Here is a 1,406-nt window from a genome sequence, read left to right on the forward strand (position 1 = left end):
AATACGCAGATTCAAACCGGAAAGAAAGGATTCTTATCCGAATTCTGTTTTGAAGGGTTTTGCATAAGCTCGGTTCTCTGTGTAGATATTCAGCACGTATTGCCTTGCAGTCATGATCCACTTGGCAGGTACGGAGATGAATCTGAAGACAAAAGCCTTTATGCGACTCGTTTTCTTGAGCCCAAAAGCCTTGGTGTCAAGCCTGCTCATGATGGTCTTGTAGAAATTGTGTATCAATGCAGTAAGCAGAAGAAAGACAGTATTCTCCGCCATGAATGACTTGGGGAGCCTGCTCCAACCGAATCCGTTGTTCATGTCGTCAAAGATACGTTCCTTGCCGCCACGCAGATTGTAGAATTCAACAATGTCCCTTGTCGATGACTTGTAATCGTTGGTCAGAATACAACGGTAAGTGTATTCGCCTTCCCACAGGTCAAGGTCGCCACTGTTGCGTCTTTGTCTCTGGATGACAAGACGATAGCACTTGCCTTCCCATTTCTCAACGAGAATGGAATTGAGTTCGAACTGGATGCCGTTAATCTCCTCCGTCTTCCATCCTCTCAGAGCAAAGATGTCATTGTAGAGCGAACTGCATCGGTTGGCACGGATGTAGAAATGTTTGCAATGCTTCTCTATCTCACTGACGATTTCCTTCGAGCAGGAACCGCAGTCTGCCCTGAAGCGATTTACACGGATGTTCTGGGATTCCAGAAGAGCGAAGAATCTCTTATGGGTGTCTGCCTGATGAAAACGCACATTCGTGTTGCCATCGCTGTTCTCGATATAGACTATCTTGTCACCGATAACATATACGCCAGGCCTGTAGCCGAGGTACTTTTTGTAGGTCGGTTTTGCATCATACTTCTCCGTTTCAAGGAACTGATGGTCAAAGTCAACATCGTATTCCTCAATTTCCTTCAACTCGCCTGTAGAAACCAAAGCGTTTATAAGCAATGTGTTGAGTTTGTCTGCAGTATTGAAATCATAGGTCTTGCCTTGGTCGGAAGTATAGGAGATGTTTTCCTGTGTCAGTTCCTTGATGGCTCTGAGGATGGTATCAGAGCTGCATGTACGAAGGGTAGGATGATACGAGAGATGGCGCATCAGTTGTGACGTTACGTCTTCCACGCATGAGCCGCCACAGAAATAAACGCTCATCAGCGAACGGACTATCTCGCTGAACTGATATCCGATGATACTGCGGCATCTCTGACCCAGTGTTGAGTCGATAACGGGTGAAAGCATGGAGTCAAATTTCTCCATGATTGAAAAAATTCCTCCAAAAGGTGTGAGTTTTTCGAATTTTATTTGTACCTTTTCAGCGCCTTGTTACGATTTTCGCTTGTTTTCTAATTGCAACACTAAGATAAGTGAAAAATCTGACACGGCAAAATCCTGAGCAACTT

Annotated in this window: 1 protein-coding gene; it reads right to left on the reverse strand. The window is 45.0% G+C overall.

Annotated elements, in window-relative coordinates:
* Nucleotides 1-33: 33 nt before the first annotated feature.
* A complete protein-coding gene (locus B5F71_RS19425) occupies nt 34-1,308 on the reverse strand; it encodes an IS1380-like element IS612 family transposase (protein ID WP_143269954.1) in 1,275 nt (424 codons plus the stop codon).
* Between the last annotated feature and the right edge of the window lie 98 nt (nt 1,309-1,406).

Origin of the sequence: Bacteroides sp. An269 (genome assembly GCF_002159755.1) — a bacterium.
In the GTDB taxonomy this organism is placed as follows: Bacteria; Bacteroidota; Bacteroidia; order Bacteroidales; family Bacteroidaceae; genus Phocaeicola; species Phocaeicola intestinalis.